Genomic DNA, 16908 nt, shown 5'->3' on the forward strand with positions numbered 1-16908 from the left:
ACAATTCTTCACAGTAGGCGCCAATGCACAGACGATGACGGACGAAATCGACATCCCAACCGAGCCGCGGGCTGCGGCCGACGCACTGGCGGCCCATCTGACTGCGACCGCAGATCGCCCAGTCCCGCCAGCGACGAACCGATGGCTCGGAGAGGCTGAAGCCGTCGCCCGCGATGCGACCAGTGACGATCTTGACACGCAAACCAGACGGAAACGGGTTCGGCAAGTTGCTACACTGCTTGAGTCGGCTGACGAAACAGGCGATGTGGTCGCCGACCGCCACATCGAAGCAGCAGTTGAGTGCTGTCAAGTCATTCTCGCTAACGAGTGACGATGACCCTGTTTCTACGGAATAGCCCTCTCGTTACATATTAAATTCTACTAAGTAGAGAAACCGAATTAAATCACACAAAGTTATTCATTTTCGTTAAAGAAACCAATATAAGTTACTAAAGAGTGTTCCAGCGCACCACACTTATATTCGTAGTCTCTAAAGAATACTTTGATGAGTTCAAAACAAGACGATCTCAAAGAGACAGACACCGAGGCTCGTTTCGAGTTCAAGAAGGAGGAGAACTCCGCCTTCAAAAGCGAAAAGGGCCTCACCGAGGAGACGGTCCGCGTCATCTCGGAGGACAAGGACGAGCCGGAGTGGATGTTGGAGCGCCGCCTGCGCGCACTCGAACAGTTCCAGGAGATGCCGATGCCGACCGACTGGCCCGGCCAGCCGGACCTGAGCGAGGTCGACGTCGACGAGATCATCCCGTACATCCGGCCGGACGTCGACGTCCGCGCCGGCGTGGACGACTGGACCGAGCTCCCGGACGACATCAAAGACACCTTCGACAAGCTGGGCATCCCGGAGGCCGAGAAGAACGCGCTCTCCGGCGTCGGCGCCCAGTACGAGTCGGAGGTCGTCTACCAGAACATGCAGGAGCGGTGGGAAGAGAAGGGCGTCATCTTCTGTAACATGGACGAGGCCGTCCAGGAGCACGAAGAGCTCGTCCGCGAGCACTTCATGACGAAGTGCGTCCCCCCGAGCGACAACAAGTTCGCGGCGCTTCACGGCGCCATCTGGTCCGGCGGCTCGTTCGTCTACGTGCCGGAGAACACCACCGTCGACATGCCCGTGCAGGCGTACTTCCGGATGAACTCCGAGGGGATGGGCCAGTTCGAGCACACGCTCATCATCGCCGAAGAGGGCTCGGAAGTCCACTACATCGAGGGCTGTTCCGCGCCGAAGTACTCGAAGTTCAATCTCCACTGCGGCGGCGTGGAAGTGTTCGTCGACGAGGACGCCCACGTCCAGTACTCGACCGTGCAGAACTGGTCGAAGAACACGTACAACCTGAACACGAAGCGCGCCATCGCCGAGAAGGGCGGGCGCATGGAGTGGATTTCGGGCTCGATGGGGTCGAAGGCGACGATGCTGTACCCCTCGACGATCCTGAAGGGCCGCGGCGCCTCCGACAACCACATCACCATCGCCTTCGCGGGCGAGGGTCAGGACATCGACACCGGCGCGAAGGTGTACCACAACGCGCCGGACACGAAGTCCACCGTCGAGTCGAAGTCGATCGCGAAAGATGGCGGCCGCACGAACTACCGCGGCCTCGTCCACATCGCCGACGGCGCCGAGAACTCCTCTACCGCCGTCGAGTGCGACGCGCTGATGTTCGACAACGAGTCGACGTCGGACACGATGCCGTACATGGAGATCAACGAGTCGAAGGTCGACGTCGCCCACGAGGCGACCGTCGGGAAGATCGGCGACGAGGACATCTTCTACCTGCAGTCGCGCGGTCTCGACGACGACGACGCGAAACAGATGATCGTCTCGGGCTTCATCGAGCCCATCACGGAAGAGCTGCCGATCGAGTACGCCGTCGAGCTCAACCGGCTCGTCGAACTCGAAATGGAGGGCTCGCTGGGGTAATCCGATGCCTGAGTGCGCCCACTGCGGAGCACACGTCTCACAACAATTTGTGACCGTGTTCGGGTTAGACGGTGGTGACGTAGTTGCCTGTCCAGCGTGTTCCGGTCGGGCACACATCGCAGAGACGATCGTGGACCGATACTAGTCACAGACCATGGAACACTGCTTTGCGTGTGAGACCGACTACGGGTACCTCGGAACGGCCCCGCACGAAGGGTCCTGTCCAGCCTGTGGCTCGACTGCTGTCACTCCCGCAGGCGATCTCAGCGTCGTCGACACGACAACATGGGAGAGCGCGAACGGGCTCTCAACGGTCCACGTGACAGCGACTGACAACCTATCACGCCAGTTTGAATTTGTTATTGCGGCGCGGCGGGGACAAGGGAAACTCGTCTGTCTAGCGATCGATGAGGTAACCGTGCCCACTGAGACAGTGTGGTCAGTTCCATCTGCCGTTGCTACGAGAGTTACCGCGCATGGTATCAGGATCAGCGACTCAGCGCCGGCTCAGAGCTCACAATGAACAGTACTGGCCAGATACACAGTAGAACGCGTCTGTCCTGTCCCAGTCACGAGAGGTGATTTCCTCGTGATACAGACACGAGCGCATACCCCCGTCTTTAGGCGGGGGTCAAGCGGGCAATAGCCTACACATCCACCGACGACGCCACGTCTGGATTTCCCACGGTTCATCAGGAGTATTAACATGACGACGGAGCATAATGTACAGCACGGATGAAGACCACACGGCACGCGAGCTACGACCTCAACTAGCACATAGTGTGGTTGCCGAAGTACCGTCAGTCGGTACTCGTCAACGTGGTAAGTCATCGTCCGGGAGTTCAGTCAACAGTGACTCGACGTCCCTCTGCACCGCCACGAGGCGGTCGGTAAGCGAGCGGTACTCCTCGCTGGTCTCGAGTTCGGCCGGGCTTTTCACTGCTTCGAGCGTGTCCTGTCGCTCGATCTGCGAGAACAACTCCTGGAGCTTCTCGTCGTACTCGGCGCGGGCCAGCATCCGGTCGACCGTCTCGTGCAGCGCTGTGGCATCGACCGGTTTCTCGAGGTAGGCGTCGAATCCCATCTGGACGACGTCGAGGTCGGGGGTGACAGCCGAAACCATCGCGACCCGAGGGTTGACATCGGCATCCCGGATCGCCTCGAGAACTTCGCCCCCCGCGAGCCCGGGCATCATCCGATCTAGCAACACCACGTCCACGGTCTCGTCCAGCTGTTCGAGGGCTTCGGTCCCATCGTAGGCAGTCTCGACGTCGTAGCACCCCTCGAGCCACTCGGTATACAGGTCGGCCACGCTCCGGTCGTCCTCGACGACGAGGACGACTGCCCGGTTCGACTGCCCAGGTGTCATCTCGGCGTCTCGACAGACAGTTCGCTACCCACTGTTCGGCTGGCCGGCACCCGTAAACACACCTCCGTTCCGTCATCTGTCGTCTCGACCGACGCGTCACCGCCGGCCCCAGTCACGATCATCCGAACCATCCACAGACCGAGCCCCTGCCCGTGATTGAGCGGCGTCTCTTCGCCAGTCTCGATGCGCGTCAGAAAATCATAGGGGAGGTCAAAGTAGTCCCTGCTGGCTTCCAGAAGTTCCGAGAGTTTCTCCTCGAAGGTCAGTTCCGAGTCGGTCGTCGTCTCGTAAATCTCTCCGAGGAGGTCTTTCCTCGCTTCGAACTGTCTCTCGCGCTCCTTGCGTTCCGTGACGTCCTGCTGTATACCGATGTAGTTCTGTAGGACGTCGTCCTCGTCTCTCACCGGCGTGATCGAAATGCGATTCCAGTAGGCCGTTCCATCGCGCCGCTCGTTCCGGAGTTCGAGTGACGTCGGCTCCTCGGCGTCAATCGCCGCACGGAGTTGCGCCACCTGTTCGGAGTCGGTGTCTTCTCCCTGGAGGAATCGCGGATTGCGCCCGATCGCTTCCTCGCGAGTGTAGCCAGTCATCCGCTCGAACCCGTCGTTGACGTAGACCAGCGGATTATCCGCCTTCGTGGGATCGGTGATCTGGATCCCGACGTTGGCTTCGTCCATCGCCCGTTCTTTGAGTTCGAGTTCGCGCTCGCGGGCCTTCCGTGCTGAGATGTCCCTGATCACACAGATAATCACGACCACTTTTGAAGTACCCCGCCGCCGTCGGTGAAGCAGGAATGCTGCAATCGCCTCAGGACGGCGCTTCCACCAAGGGTAGAGCCACCAAGACCGGGCTCCGAGTTTGCTCTGGCTACCCTTAGCTGAGGTCGAGGCGATGGCGAAGAATAGAATTCGGTATAAGACTAATGACCTCAATCTATATTAAGACAAAGCCCGAACGGTGTTGTATGACCGAAGACGAATCGAACTCCGAGGGCCTGATTGAACGCCAGACCACGGGTGAGGACCGCGTGAGGATGACCGCCCGGCAACTGTCGGAGCCGCGGACAGTCAACTGGATCGCTTCCGAAGCGAGCTGGTCACACGAGCCGACCAAACGCGTCCTCGAACGGCTCGTCGACGATGGCATCCTCCACCGTGACGAAAGCGGTACTCACACGACGTACTACCCCGATTACCGGCGTCAGACGATGCAGGAGGCGATGCGCCTCCGGGACAGTGGACACACTGTCGAGGAGCTCACGGACCGTCTCGCCGACATGAAGGCGCAGATCCGCGACTTGGAGGACGAATTCGGCGTCGAGTCGCCGAACCAGCTTCGCGGCACGCTCGCTGAGGAGTCCCTCGATGCCGACGAAGAGGACCGTCGCCGTGAGATCGCCCGCGAGTGGGAGCATCTTCAACGGCGTATCCAGATCGTCGGCTTCGCCATCCGCGAATGGGACTTCCTCGCGCCGACGACAGAGCCCGCTGAGGCCAGCAGCTAACGAATGTCGGTTCCACATCCAGGTGGTGATCCGAACGCGAACCTCTACGCCCAGCTGAAGCGAGACGTCCTCGACCGTGTTCCACAGGTCACGGCCGTCGAGTACGTTCCTGACGATATCGAGGCAAAGCAGCTGCGGGCGATCTTCGATCCGGCCCGCCTGGATCCCCCGACAGGCCCCGATTCGCCGGAACTGACCGTCAAGTGGTATCGACAGGACCCACACGATTGGTTCCGTATCAATTACACCGACCCGAACACGAGCTTTCACGCCGACTGGCACCAGGACGAAGACCATCCCGATCTGGGACGGACGCACTTCCAGTACTCAGTCGCCGATACGGAGGACCGCTGGGGGATCACATTCGAACACGAGACTCCCTCTCTGATTCTCTGGGAAATGGTCGAAGAGCTCCTTGAGGACATTCGTCCGACCTACCAGTACGCTAACGAGGAACCATGACACCCCGAGAACGCGCTGATCAGTCACTCACGGGTTCCTTCGAGCGCTACCTCCAAGACAAGGGGAAAGGCCGCGGCGGCGACGGTGGGAACTATCGACGTAACGCTGCACGCGAGCTCGACCGGTTCGCCGAGTGGGCCGCCGGCGACCGCGGCGCCGACGACTGGACCGGGATCGTCCCCGACGACGTCGACCGCGAGCCGACCTTCGACGATCTCGACGAACGCGTCTTCCGGGAGTACGCCCGACATCTCGGCGGAGATCGGGGACTCAAGCAGAACACGATACAAACCTATTACCGCTATATCTCTGCGTGGTGTCACGAGCGGTGAGTGTGCTTTCCGTGACGCTCCAGTGGTTGGAGTCGAGATACTGTCGTTGGTAGCCATCCCCGGCTACAGGAAGCGCAAGTTCACATCGGACGCGACTCTCCGTCGTGGAGAGTGACACTGTATCGTCAGCGAACAGCGTCATCGTTCGAGTGTTGTACGTTACCGTGGGTGCGGTAAACGTGGGCTTGCTGACCTGCTTGCCGTTCGAGCGGCGTTCGAGGCAGCCGGAGATGGCTTGTGCGGCTTGGTGGGTGGCGAGGATCGCGTGCTGACTCCGAGGTCGGTGTGTTCGCGCACGTCGTCGTAGGCGAGGGGTTGTACGTCGCTCTTGGCGCTACATTTCCCCCACGCCATGTCCGTGGCGAGTTGGCACCCACGCTTCCACTCGGAGATGGTTTCCTCAAGCAACTCGCGTTGCTCGCCATCTACCGAGAGGTGAGTGATTGCCGTCCGACGCACGTAGTCGTCTGCCACGTATTCAATGTGAACAAGTGGCTATTTATATGCTATTGTTTGTGACAGATACGAACGCGCTCCTCCCCTCCCTACTCCGCTCCCTTCGGTCGCTCCTTGAGGAAGGGAACTCCGCGCTACCGCTTCAGTTGAACGGATCATCTCCGTAGACGACGTCGCCGCGTTCGAAAATCGGTCTCTCTTCGTCGGTCACTGTTCGTCCTCGACGCTCGGATGCGGTTCCTCGGGTGCGTGTTCGCGCCGAGACTCCTTGTCCTCAGTACCGAGTTGCTGGTTGAACAGGGCGGTCGCTCGTTCGTACCCGCTGTAGCCGTCGAGTCGCTCTGTGTCGTCGGTTATCGCCCAATACGTCGCTTTATGTTCGACGAGATCGCGGTCCTTCAGTCTCGAGAGCGCAGTGCTGACCGCGCCCTCATCGAGACCGATCTGAGAGGCGATTTCGCGGGCCTTAAACGCGCGATCATCGTTGGCGGCGAGAAATCCGAGGACCTGATCCGGGACGGAAAGTTCCTCGAGTTCGTCCTCGCTCGCCTTCTCGAAGGTATCTCGGTCGATGGACATCGTTGAGCAGAAATACGGTGTCAACCGTAATGAGTGTTAGGTGTGAAAGCCCCGAAAATTCTAAATGCCGGGATTCCCTGCTTGTAGAAAGACGGCTCGAGGAAGTTCCCATGTCCGCCCGTCGATGAGGTGTAGACATCAACCACAAAGAATTTGTTTTGAGGATTGTATTTTTGCCCGAACATGTATTGTTCCCGCCGCCGCGCCCTCCAACTGCTCGGCGCTTCCGCAGTTACGACCTCAACTGCCGGTTGTTTGAATTCAGGTAGTCTCGATGAGTACGCGCTTATTGCAGACGAACTGGACCTTTCGTCGGTCGGTCGGCCGTATCTAAAGCCCGACCTGACGGAGATCGAAGCTGTGACGCGAGTCGATTTTTCTGCCGAAATGAAAGCGCAGTACGTTTCGGAACTGTTTGATCAGGGCAGTGTTACTATCAAACAGTGGCCACTCGTAGGACGGGACGAGTGGGGAAGAGAGGCGAAGCCGTACCCGACATTCTGCCAGCGAAACAATAGCTTCTATCACGTCCGGATTGCTGACGAACGGCGGCTTGAGCGTGAACGATGGCATTTTGCAGTCGAGCGGACCGATGAAACGCCACCTGACGACGCGACAATTGAAACTCGTCCGTTCGATCTGTCAACACAAGACGAACGAGTGCTTGACGCAGCACTTGACGCGGTCTATGCTGGAAACGATGGATTCCTCGGTGATCCTGAATTCGACGAGTTGCAAACCGTGGAGTTCCATCACGGCCTCGATCCCGACGCTAGTGATCTTATCCCGTCGGCTCCGTTTGATTTTGTCGAGGTTAATGAAGCGTACTTCCGGCCAGTTACGGAGCAACGAAGGGTTCAGGTTCCAAAGTGGACGTATACCGTCACCGAGATCACACAGTCACGCAGCGAATTCGACGAGTACGCGAGAACCGAAATCGTCGAACACGACCTGAGGTCCAGCGGTCTCTCCGAGTCCTCACGGAGTGTAATTGACGACGCGATCAGCGAAGACCCGCGACGGTACGAGGAGGGAGCACCGCCCTCAGACGGTCTCTCCGAAGTCTTAGAGGCACTCAATATCGCCAGCGATCTTGAACCAATAGATAGCTACGAGGATCGAGTTGATTTTCGAAACGTCGTCGCCGAGTACCAAGACACAATCTATCGGTTTGACCTGATCGTGACGCCGTGACGCAGCGCGCACCCAATTCGATTACGCGAGTTGCCGGCGTCTACCAATCGAAGCGATAACGAGTGCGATCACTGCGGCGGTCAAGTACCCGATCTGAATCGCAATAGATCCGGGGGCTTGCGTGGCACCGACGTAGTCGAGCAGCCCGAGTCCGTTCATCGGCCCGAGATACCACGCTACCAGATATCCGATCTCGAACAGGCTTGGGCGACCCGACCAGACGCCCGCGGCGAGAGCGGCCGCCGGGAGGAACAGCACCGCTGTGACCGCACCGACCAGCCCGATTGAACTCCCGACGAGAGCGTACCGAACGAGCGCGGGGCTGATCACGGCCGTTCCGACACTGACACCGGCAAGATACGAGACTGCCAACAGTCGAAGCGGGTTACTGGTGGCAAAAATCAGCTCCTGAGTCCTGTGTATCTGTTCGCGTGCTCCTGATTGTGACCACACTGGGAGCGGCAACAGCAACGCGATCGGAACCACGGTTGGTCGGAGAGATCCGAGAGGGGCGACAGGCGTACCAACGAGAGCGGCGATACAACCGACATACCAGAGTCGTCGCCGGCCCCGAAGTGCCATTTTCAGCTCAGCTATGAATGCCCGCTGCAGACGAAATCCGCTAGCCGTGACAGACGCGAGCGAGGGACCGCTGTCAGAACTTGAACGAGACATCTCGGTCAACTGAGTAGACGGCAGCTCGGCTGTTGCTTCAGCGTCTGATGATCCATGATCAAACAGCCCAAACGACCACGCTTGCGTATCGTCGAACCGGTCAAACGATAAGACACTCACGACGAGCAAGCCACCGATAATGACAAAGATTGGTAGACGCGAGACCAGAGCGGGGCCCACCGAAAGTCCGGCCCATCGGAACATCTCCATGCCGGTCGCAGTATCTGTGTACGCGAATGAACCGATTGGGCCCTCAAAACCCGGATACTGGCCAGCGATCGACGACGCCATACTCTGGCGCAACGCCACGAGGCCGGTCAGATCAACCGGGGACTCAGGTGGGATGCTACCGATAACGCCTGCAATCGCGAGCAAAAAGTAGAGGGCGGTCCCGCCAGTGCCTCGGAGAGGACCTAGCGTTTCGAAACAGACACCAGCGGCAGCCACGACTGCCATCGTCGGAAGTGTCAGTAAAATGAATGGGAGAGCCATATCGACCAGATTGAACGGGCCGGTTCCTTGGAGCAGAAATGACACGGCGGTCGCGCCGAACAGAAGCGTCGTGACCACAGCCAGGAGTGTGAAGTTACTCAGCCACTTTCCGACGAGGTAGCTACTGTTTGACAACGGTGCAGACGCTACGAATTCAGCGACATTCGTGGTACGATCATAGGCGATGCTGCCGTGAACGAGCGGATAGCCGAACAACAGCAACACCGTCGTCCCGATACCTGCGACCAACCCGCCGTACCACGCGGCTGTCGGAACACCGGTGTACGTATTGCCGACGACAAGCGTCGAATCGACGGTGACTAGCTTTGCAAAGTACGCCAACACGACCGGAATGACGACAAGCTTCGACGTGCGGGAGCGTTCTCGAAAATCTGCGAGTGCGACAGCGGCTGCATCACGAGACCAGCTCATGGCCGGGGGTGTCCTCCGACCGCATGCAGATAGGCATCTTCTAACGTTGGCGCAACGCTCTCGGCTTCGGGTGCTGGCGCTGTCTCACTGACCACGCGGACGCGAACGCCGTCTCTGCCGCGGGTGGCACTACTGATCGTGTAGTCGGCTCTGATGGCCTCGGTGCGCGACTGAGGAACGACCCACTCCCAGACCACACCATCGGCATCCGCAAGGAGGTCGGCCGGTTGGTCGTGAGCGAGGATTTCACCGCCATACAGCAGCGCGATGTCGCTGGCTGTCGCTTCGATATCAGAGACGACGTGGGTAGAAAGAATGACAATCCGCTCGTCCGCGAGATCGGCCAAGACGTTACGGAATCGCACGCGTTCTTCGGGGTCAAGTCCAACTGTTGGTTCGTCTACGACGAGCAGATCCGGATCGGCTAGGAGCGCCTGTGCAATTCCAACGCGCTGGCGCATACCGCCAGAGAACTCACCGAGGCGTTGCTCTCGGGCCCCAGAGAGGTTAACCAGTTCCAGCAAGTCGTCGATACGGGCTTCAGCGTTACCGACTCCGCGAATCGCAGCGAGATACGAGAGGAACTCACTGGCAGTCAAATTCGGATACACGCCGAACGACTGCGGGAGGTACCCGACAATGCTGCGAATTGCCTGTGGAACCTTTGTTGTATCCGTGTCGTTCCAGTAGACTGCACCTTCTGTAGGCTCAATAACGGTCGTAATGAGCCGCATGAGTGTCGACTTTCCTGCACCGTTCGGTCCGAGTAGTCCGATAACTCCGGGTTCAAACGTGAGATCTATCCCGTGGACGGCCCAGGTGTCTCCGTAGCGCTTCCCCAAGTTCTCGACAGAAAGCGTGTTCATTTGTATGCCAAAACCGTGAGTTCTGTCTCGGAATTTGTGCTTGTGGAATCACTACTGAAGCTTAGACATCCCGTTAAGCCAGTGGTCCCACCGATGAATCTACCCGCAAGCAACCGCCGATACGGGTGGACGGAATTAATCATACGAAGGCTTCGTCACAATCATGCAAAGTGGTTCTCGAAGCTCAAAGATGCGTTTGAGTGAATCCCCTGGTGGAGTAGCATTCTTTAGACTATGCACGTTCAATGATTTCACTCCTGATCAGTTTGCGAGTGAGTGTTTTCAGCACCGGCTTCTCGCCCCCCCACGGAGTTTTCAGCTCTCGGTGTCCACTGCGTAATACGGTGATCGATATCAAGAGAGCCATCCCGCCAACGGATGTAGCCTACAAGCAATAGCCCACCGACGGCTGCGAAAAGCATCCTGAGGATCCCCTCTTCGCCGATCCAGACTGTCGGCCCGCTAACATTGAGAACAAAAACTTCGGGAGTCCGCTGTGAGACTCCGAGACCGAATACGGCACTCATACTGAAATTATAGAACACGTGAAATCCCATCGGAAGAGCGAGGTCCCCTGTTAGAACATACACACAGCCGAAAATAAGCCCAGCCAGCAAGTAATAGCTGTAGCCACCGGGTCCAGTAACCTTGCCGCTGTGCATGAACGCGAAGATGCCAGTGCTGATGAGGAGGGCGATGCCGACGGCAACCCATCGTGGAACGTATCCATCGGCACCTTCGGCGAGGTTTTTCAGCATCGCTCCTCGGAAAATGAACTCTTCCCACGATGCCAGGACGCCGGTATATGCGAGCACCAAAAGCATCGCTGACAGGAACGGGAGGGAATCGGACCCTTGAAAGAATCCGGTTACGGTTGCCCATCCGACAGCAATCGCGATGAGCAACGTTCCGGCATTGATTACAATCCCGATGAACCCACCAACGGCGAACGATCGTAGCCATTCGCTGTCTAACGCTAGCCCGTACTCTGCTGCCGGTCGACGGTCAAACAGTCGTGCTCCGAGTAGCACAGCTGCGACGAGGACCACGGCCATCAGGCTGAATTCGAGCACCTCTCGTAGTGGGTGTTCGAACCGACCTCGGACGACTGTCACAACAACTCCGAAGGCGAGAAACGTCATCACGAGTGGCAGCAGCGCACGTAGCGGTGCGCGGAGCCGTTTCGAATCGTGATTCCAAACTGGGCTGGTGAGAATTCGCCACCCCTGTTGCAGTCGATTCGGTACCGTTCGATCAAGTGTCGTTTGTAACGACATATTCACACCAAGGGGCACAGTAGACGTATCACCACAGGCACGGCTTCCAACTCAGAAGTCGTAGCAGGCTTTTTACTATTACCCGGATCTGGGATGTGTATGGATGAGGACGAGGATGCCGTCTTGGCGGTACTCGACGACGAGTACGCGCGAGCGATCCTCGCTCACCTCACAATTGAACCGATGTCAGCCGATGAACTCTGTGCAGCCTGTGACATGTCTGATGCGACGGCGTACCGCCGTCTCAACCGGTTACAAGAAGCAGAGCTGGTGGCTGAACAGCAGGAACTTGACCCCGACGGACATCACTACAAGCGGTATACAGCTACGGTTGAGACAGTCACGGTCACGTTCGCTGATGGGAGCTGCGAAGTAGCAGTGACGCGCTCGGCAACCGACCCTGCCGACCGCTTCACAGATCTATTCGAGGGGTTGTCCTGATATGCCCCTCTTACAGTTGGAGGCAGCTGGAACAGACCCGTTCATCGCACTCGGTGTACTCGTTCTTTCTGTGGTCTCTGTAGTGCTGTCACTGACTATTACCGTCGTTCTAATTCGTGGTTACCGTCAAGGACCGGCTCACCGCGGAATGCTCTGGCTCGCGGTGGGACTCATCTTCCTGATTACGGTGCCCGAGGTGCTCCGTGTCGGGTTGCCCACGGCGACCGATATTGGGACCGTCGGTCGGTCGATACTCGTCAGTGGCTGTGAGCTATTTGGATTAGGTACGATCCTGTGGATCGTGTACAGAGGTGAGATGCGGTGATCGTAGCGAGTGTGCTAGCAATGGAACCGTTCAGTGTGGTGTCGATCACCCGTAGCGTGACTGCTCTCGTTGGATTGTTTGTCGCTACGCTGGCCTATCGGGGATACCAACGAAACAGTTCTCCAAAGATGCGGGCGTTAGCCATCGGTATCGGTCTGCTAACGGCAGGGGTGTACGTGGCTGTTATGCTGGCTGACCTGACTGGCGGGGCGAATGGGATTGTCTTGCTCGTACGGGGTCTCGTGACGGTTATCGGCCTGAGTGTCGTACTGTACGCGATTACCGTGGCATAGCGACTCTGTAGAATGCGATAATCCAGATATTCACTCGTCCAGCTCTGCTGAGATCCTCAGAGGTGGCTCTGTTGAAATGTTTAAGTTCTTATATGATCGCCGTGCGAGATACAGAGGTTGCATGCAGCAGTTGATCGTTATTTGTTTCACCTCGTCAGCGTCAAAATAACCGTCAGATGAATGTGCGAACTGAACACCCGAAGAGATTTTTCCGGGGGAAGGGACGATACAAGTATGAATGTAACTAAGCGACAGGTCGCTGTGATCCCGTTCGTCCTTTTTTCAGCTGTTGTCGGTGCTGTACATCGTGTTCAGATGAGCTGATTCCATGCGAAGCTGAACGAACTGAGCCAGTCGTTCGGCGTTTTCTGCTTCGGCGTTGCTGAAACGGTTTGAGAAACAGATAGTTCGGCGTTTTATTTCTCTGAAGATACGTTCGACAGCGTTCCGATTTCCATGTTTCTCGTATCTGAAATCGAAGCCGTGGCGGTGACGCGCAGCTTGTAACGAGTGCGATCCATCGACGAGAAACACGGCGTCGGAGACGTCGTGTTTCTCGGAAAGTTCCGTGAGAAACGAATGAGCGAGAACCTTCGTTGTCGTCGGTTCAAGCTTTGTATGGAGTAATTCGTTTGTCTCGGGATCGACGGCAGCATACAGCCAATATTGCTCATCGTTGAGTCGGATCACAGTCTCGTCAACCGCAACGTGATCCGGACACCGACCAGCTTCGGGCTGTAAATCAGCCTTGTGAACCCCAATTATGAACGGTTGACCGAGCACGTTTGACACCGAATATCCCAAGAATAGAGACTGTATTTGAAAGTGATAGGCCAGCAAGATGAAACTGAATACCGAGTTTCATGAGCAATCTCGGTGTCGCTTGCCGTTCCACAAAACCTAATTCGATCTGGTCGATACTACCAGTGAGGCGTGTGTTTTCGGGCATGAACCACTCAGAAAACACACCGCCTCACTATTCATCTTTATCTGAACACCACCCCGAAATAGGGGATAGTCGTGATGTCGACCGCACGGTAACCGGCCGACGGAACGATGCTTCGGATTCGATGACCGCGAGCAGCCGATCGGCCACTGTATCGAATCCATCGATCAGCTCCCCTGGCGTGAACTGTTTGATCGTTCTAAGATGCGTATCGCCGTGTGGACTGCTGTCCGAACCGTGTCGATACTGAAACCGAGCCGCTCCTTGCGGTGTCCCGCAGTTGACCATTCACATGAACGTCTGTAATTCGAAGAACTGCGTGTCTTCGTAGGTCGTGTTCGCAGCGCGACCGGAATCAAACTCATCGAAGCCGTGATCACGAGTGAGTCGAGTCGTCCGGTAGATTTGCTTGTCGGAGAATTCACAGCCAGCCGTCTCATCATCAGTGGAGAGGTCCACTTCGTCGACGATCTCTGCTTTCGACCGGACAGCGGGAGCTGAAAACTCGCGGTCGTGAGATTGTTTGATGACGAAGTGCGCAGCAACCTGGACGAACTCCCGAACGCCGTCGTCGAAGCGTTTCCGCCACGTACGGGACAACACGGATTCATCGGGGATGTGTTCCAAATCGAGTGGTTCGGCAAGTTCTTGATACCGAGCCAGCGCTCGATAGCTCTCACCTGTTGCCTCTCGGTAGATGGGGAGCCGAACCATTCCGAGAAAGGAGTGTGGAGCAGGGTGCCACTCTGGATAGCTATCGCTGAGGTATTCCGTCTGGATTGAACTATCTACAACGCTCAATAGCAGGGAGTCACCGTCTCGCAGCCGTTCAGTGATTTCGATTCCTGTGTTTTAGGCGTCGGTCATCCGGCAGGCACGGTCCGAGAGCGGGTCCAGCGTCTCCGACATTGATGCGCGCTTGTGTCGGCAGCATAGAGGTGGTCGCAGTCTCGCCTGCCCAGCACCTTTCCTCAATAGAGACGCTCAGTATAGGCTTCGCAGGGCAGCGCAGAACCACCGGATTGAAGCGATTGGTCGTGAAAGCCAGTAACATATCCGAACAGATCAATGAGTGACCCAGATCAGCCGCCACCGCCTGACCGCCTGACTACTCTTCTCGAGGAACAAGATCATAAAGGGACAGTGGGGTGTCTCGACCGACTCGGCGCAGCTGATACTGAGACCCGTAAGCGTGCGTTGAGAGCGGTTCGGGACGCCGCTGAAGACCTGCCACTCTCCTTTGAAGAGCTCACTAACCCGCTTTCCACCTTCCTGACCGATGATGATCGAGCAGTCAGATTGACGACCGCGAAGCTGTTCGTCACGCTCGCGCAGTCCGAACCGGCAGCCGTCCTGCCTGCCGTCGACGCACTCGCCGAGCGGTTGGCCGACGACGAGGAGTTCTACTATGTCCGTGCTAGGAGTGCCGAAGCACTCGGCTACGTCGCAGTCGAGTCACTCGAGGAAGTCACTGATCCAGAGACGCTGGCCGACCTCCGCATCGGACTGGAGTTCGACGAACCCGAGGTCAAAGAGAAACTCGCGAAGGCGCTGGCGTACGTCGCGCTCGGCGATCCGGCTCGACTCCGCCACCAGGTCGACTCGCTGGCCGAGCACCTCGGCGATGAAAACGAACTCGTCCGGTATCACCTCTGTACGGCATTGGTGGTCGTCGGGTGTGAGTATCCAGAAAAGCTTGCCGAGGCGGCGGAACCGCTCCAAGGGCGACTCGGTGATGAGGACCCGTACGTGCAGGGGCGGGCGGCCGAAGCGCTTGGACTACTCGCAGCGTCAGAGCCCGGAGTCGAGTCGGGGCCTGACCTCGATGATGTCGAGGCCAAGCACGAGGACCCACCGACCTTCCTGACCGACCGGCTAGAGTTCTGTCGGCGGCAGTTAGCCACCGAAAGATCTGGCGGGACTCCCGATGGAGTCGGCACGATCGAGTCGATTCGAGACGGGACGGACGAAGTAGTCGAAGAAATGAACGCCCTTGACGGCGACGCATGTCCGCACTGCGGACTCGATCTGCCGAAGAGTGGGCCGCCGATGTGTCCGCGGTGCGGTACTCCTCGCTGACATTTTTTCGCCGGCCTAAAATTCGGAACGTTTTTCAATGTTTAGGTGGGCCTAAAAAATATGACAGACGATTCCAGCGGTCACGAGGCACCGACACGGCGTGACTACATGAAGTACGGCGGCGCAGTCATTGGCGGCGGACTACTCGCCGGGTGTGCGGGCCAGTCCGATTCCGACTCGACGCCGAACGAGACGAGCGCGGACGATCAGTCGACGACGGAGACATCGACAGAGACAGACAGCTCATATACTGTCGAGATGGCTCCGGTCGGGGAGGTGCAGTTCGAGGAGCCGCCAGAGCGGGTCACACACTACTTCCCTGACTACGCCGACATGGCCGTCGCGCTCGGCCACGGCGATTCGATCCTCTCGATGGGACTGCCATCGCGGTTCCACACCAGTCATTACGACGAACTCGACGGTGTGAGCGTCGACGCGGAGTCGCTGACGCGACTGAGCGACAGCGGCGTCGACAAGGAGCTCTTCTACGAGCTGGACGGCGATATCCATCTCATCGATCCGCAGTGGCTCATCAACAACGGCTCGTTCAAGCTTGAGGAGTCCGACGTCGAGGAAGTCAGTAGCAACGTCGCGCCGTTCGTCGGCAACACGATATTCCGCCGAACCGACGAGTGGCACGACTATCGGTACTACACGCTGTACGAGGCCTTCGAAAAAACCGCCCATATCTACCAAGAAGAAGAGAAGTTCACCCGGATTAAACAGCTCCACGACGAATTCATCGCTCGGGTACAAGCCGATCTTCCTCCAGCAGACGATCGACCGAACGCGCTATTGACGTTCGCTGCGGGCAACGAGCCGGAGGCGTTCTACCCCTACCGGCTGAGCGACCAAGGGGCGAACAAGAAGCATTTCCGCGATCTCGGCCTTAGCGACGCCCTCGCAGACACGGGAGTCGAGGGGCTCTCGACGACCGATCGGGGTCAGATCGACTACGAGACGATGCTCGAAGTCGACCCAGACTCCATTCTCGTCCGGGGACACGAAAACAAGAGCCACGGGGAGTTCGAAGACACTGTCTTGGCGTTCATGAAAGACCACGAGGCGGCTTCGGAACTCGCTGCTGTCCAGAACGACATGGTGTTCCGTGGTGGGCCGATTTACTCCGGGCCGTTACATAACCTGTTCCTGACTGAGCGCTACGCGAGGCTGTACTTCCCCGAGGTCTACACGGGCGAACTGTTCGACCGTCAGCGGGTCGCGGACATCATCAACGGCGACATCTGACC

General features: G+C 57.9%; 16 protein-coding genes and 5 pseudogenes. 11 read left to right on the forward strand and 10 right to left on the reverse strand.

Features of this window, described 5'->3' with window-relative positions; all coding sequences use genetic code 11:
• Positions 1–34: 34 nt before the first annotated feature.
• The 3 genes and pseudogenes from DJ73_RS00585 to DJ73_RS19525 all read left to right on the forward strand — a co-directional run.
• Entirely contained in the window at positions 35–331 is a 297-nt protein-coding gene (locus DJ73_RS00585) for a hypothetical protein (protein WP_094524364.1), read from the forward strand.
• 174 nt (positions 332–505) lie between these two features.
• Positions 506–1936: a Fe-S cluster assembly protein SufB gene (gene sufB / locus DJ73_RS00590; protein WP_094557048.1), complete on the forward strand. Its 1431-nt coding sequence runs from the start codon at positions 506–508 to the stop codon at positions 1934–1936.
• A gap of 735 nt (positions 1937–2671) precedes the next feature.
• A pseudogene (locus DJ73_RS19525) lies at positions 2672–2770 on the forward strand (IS200/IS605 family transposase); the annotation flags it as partial.
• On the opposite strand, the gene DJ73_RS00600 reads toward DJ73_RS19525, so the two are convergent.
• Positions 2751–3305, reverse strand: a complete 555-nt coding sequence (locus tag DJ73_RS00600; RefSeq protein WP_094524366.1) for a response regulator — start codon at positions 3303–3305, stop codon at positions 2751–2753. The pseudogene DJ73_RS19525 and the gene DJ73_RS00600 overlap by 20 nt on opposite strands.
• A complete protein-coding gene (locus DJ73_RS00605) occupies positions 3302–4045 on the reverse strand; it encodes an ATP-binding protein (RefSeq protein ID WP_217900413.1) in 744 nt (247 codons plus the stop codon). The genes DJ73_RS00600 and DJ73_RS00605 overlap by 4 nt, the downstream gene beginning before the upstream one ends.
• A 182-nt stretch (positions 4046–4227) precedes the next feature.
• Between DJ73_RS00605 and DJ73_RS00610 the strand changes: the two genes are divergently transcribed.
• From DJ73_RS00610 to DJ73_RS00620, 3 genes and pseudogenes are all read left to right on the forward strand, one after another.
• On the forward strand, positions 4228–4809 hold the full coding sequence (locus tag DJ73_RS00610; protein WP_094524367.1) for a hypothetical protein: 582 nt from the start codon (positions 4228–4230) through the stop codon (positions 4807–4809).
• Between the two features lie 3 nt (positions 4810–4812).
• A complete protein-coding gene (locus DJ73_RS00615) occupies positions 4813–5271 on the forward strand; it encodes a hypothetical protein (protein ID WP_094524368.1) in 459 nt (152 codons plus the stop codon).
• Positions 5268–5591, forward strand: a pseudogene (locus DJ73_RS00620) (site-specific integrase); the annotation flags it as partial. The gene DJ73_RS00615 and the pseudogene DJ73_RS00620, both read left to right, overlap by 4 nt.
• On the opposite strand, the pseudogene DJ73_RS20710 reads toward DJ73_RS00620, so the two are convergent.
• The 3 genes and pseudogenes from DJ73_RS20710 to DJ73_RS00630 all read right to left on the reverse strand — a co-directional run.
• Positions 5590–6077, reverse strand: a pseudogene (locus tag DJ73_RS20710) (RNA-guided endonuclease TnpB family protein); the annotation flags it as partial. The pseudogenes DJ73_RS00620 and DJ73_RS20710 sit on opposite strands and share 2 nt — an antisense overlap.
• A 130-nt stretch (positions 6078–6207) precedes the next feature.
• Positions 6208–6270: pseudogene (locus DJ73_RS21280) on the reverse strand (type II toxin-antitoxin system PemK/MazF family toxin); the annotation flags it as partial.
• Complete coding sequence (locus DJ73_RS00630; RefSeq protein WP_094524369.1) at positions 6267–6638, reverse strand: helix-turn-helix domain-containing protein; 372 nt, start codon at positions 6636–6638, stop codon at positions 6267–6269. The pseudogene DJ73_RS21280 and the gene DJ73_RS00630, both read right to left, overlap by 4 nt.
• A 183-nt stretch (positions 6639–6821) precedes the next feature.
• Between DJ73_RS00630 and DJ73_RS00635 the strand changes: the two genes are divergently transcribed.
• Complete coding sequence (locus DJ73_RS00635) at positions 6822–7832, forward strand: hypothetical protein (RefSeq protein ID WP_094557049.1); 1011 nt, start codon at positions 6822–6824, stop codon at positions 7830–7832.
• 21 nt (positions 7833–7853) lie between these two features.
• On the opposite strand, the gene DJ73_RS00640 is transcribed toward DJ73_RS00635, so the two are convergent.
• The 3 genes from DJ73_RS00640 to DJ73_RS00650 form a co-directional block, all read right to left on the reverse strand.
• Positions 7854–9431 carry an ABC transporter permease gene (locus tag DJ73_RS00640; RefSeq protein WP_094557050.1) on the reverse strand — a complete coding sequence of 526 codons (1578 nt, stop codon included), beginning with the start codon at positions 9429–9431 and terminating at the stop codon, positions 7854–7856.
• Positions 9428–10297: an ABC transporter ATP-binding protein gene (locus DJ73_RS00645; protein ID WP_094557051.1), complete on the reverse strand. Its 870-nt coding sequence runs from the start codon at positions 10295–10297 to the stop codon at positions 9428–9430. Before DJ73_RS00645 ends, DJ73_RS00640 begins: the two co-directional genes overlap by 4 nt.
• A gap of 251 nt (positions 10298–10548) precedes the next feature.
• Positions 10549–11439, reverse strand: a complete 891-nt coding sequence (locus DJ73_RS00650; protein WP_254921551.1) for a CPBP family intramembrane glutamic endopeptidase — start codon at positions 11437–11439, stop codon at positions 10549–10551.
• Positions 11440–11667: 228 nt separating this feature from the next.
• Between DJ73_RS00650 and DJ73_RS00655 the strand changes: the two genes are divergently transcribed.
• Both DJ73_RS00655 and DJ73_RS00660 read left to right on the forward strand, forming a co-directional pair.
• Positions 11668–12015 (forward strand): helix-turn-helix domain-containing protein, encoded by a 348-nt coding sequence (locus DJ73_RS00655; RefSeq protein ID WP_394338190.1) that lies wholly within the window; start codon positions 11668–11670, stop codon positions 12013–12015.
• Position 12016: 1 nt separating this feature from the next.
• Positions 12017–12340, forward strand: coding sequence for a hypothetical protein (locus DJ73_RS00660; protein ID WP_094524375.1), 324 nt, complete (start codon positions 12017–12019; stop codon positions 12338–12340).
• 604 nt (positions 12341–12944) lie between these two features.
• On the opposite strand, the pseudogene DJ73_RS00670 reads toward DJ73_RS00660, so the two are convergent.
• Together DJ73_RS00670 and DJ73_RS20560 are read right to left on the reverse strand one after the other, a co-directional pair.
• A pseudogene (locus DJ73_RS00670) lies at positions 12945–13582 on the reverse strand (IS6 family transposase).
• A gap of 285 nt (positions 13583–13867) precedes the next feature.
• A complete protein-coding gene (locus tag DJ73_RS20560) occupies positions 13868–14380 on the reverse strand; it encodes a hypothetical protein (RefSeq protein ID WP_198948033.1) in 513 nt (170 codons plus the stop codon).
• A 267-nt stretch (positions 14381–14647) separates the two neighbouring features.
• On the opposite strand from DJ73_RS20560, the gene DJ73_RS00680 reads away from it, so the two are divergent.
• On the forward strand, positions 14648–15658 hold the full coding sequence (locus DJ73_RS00680; protein ID WP_094557053.1) for a HEAT repeat domain-containing protein: 1011 nt from the start codon (positions 14648–14650) through the stop codon (positions 15656–15658).
• A gap of 60 nt (positions 15659–15718) precedes the next feature.
• Entirely contained in the window at positions 15719–16906 is a 1188-nt protein-coding gene (locus tag DJ73_RS00685; RefSeq protein ID WP_094557054.1) for an ABC transporter substrate-binding protein, read from the forward strand.
• The last annotated feature ends 2 nt before the right edge of the window (positions 16907–16908 follow it).

Origin of the sequence: Halorubrum sp. Ea1 (genome assembly GCF_002252965.1) — an archaeon.
Classification (GTDB): domain Archaea; phylum Halobacteriota; class Halobacteria; order Halobacteriales; family Haloferacaceae; genus Halorubrum.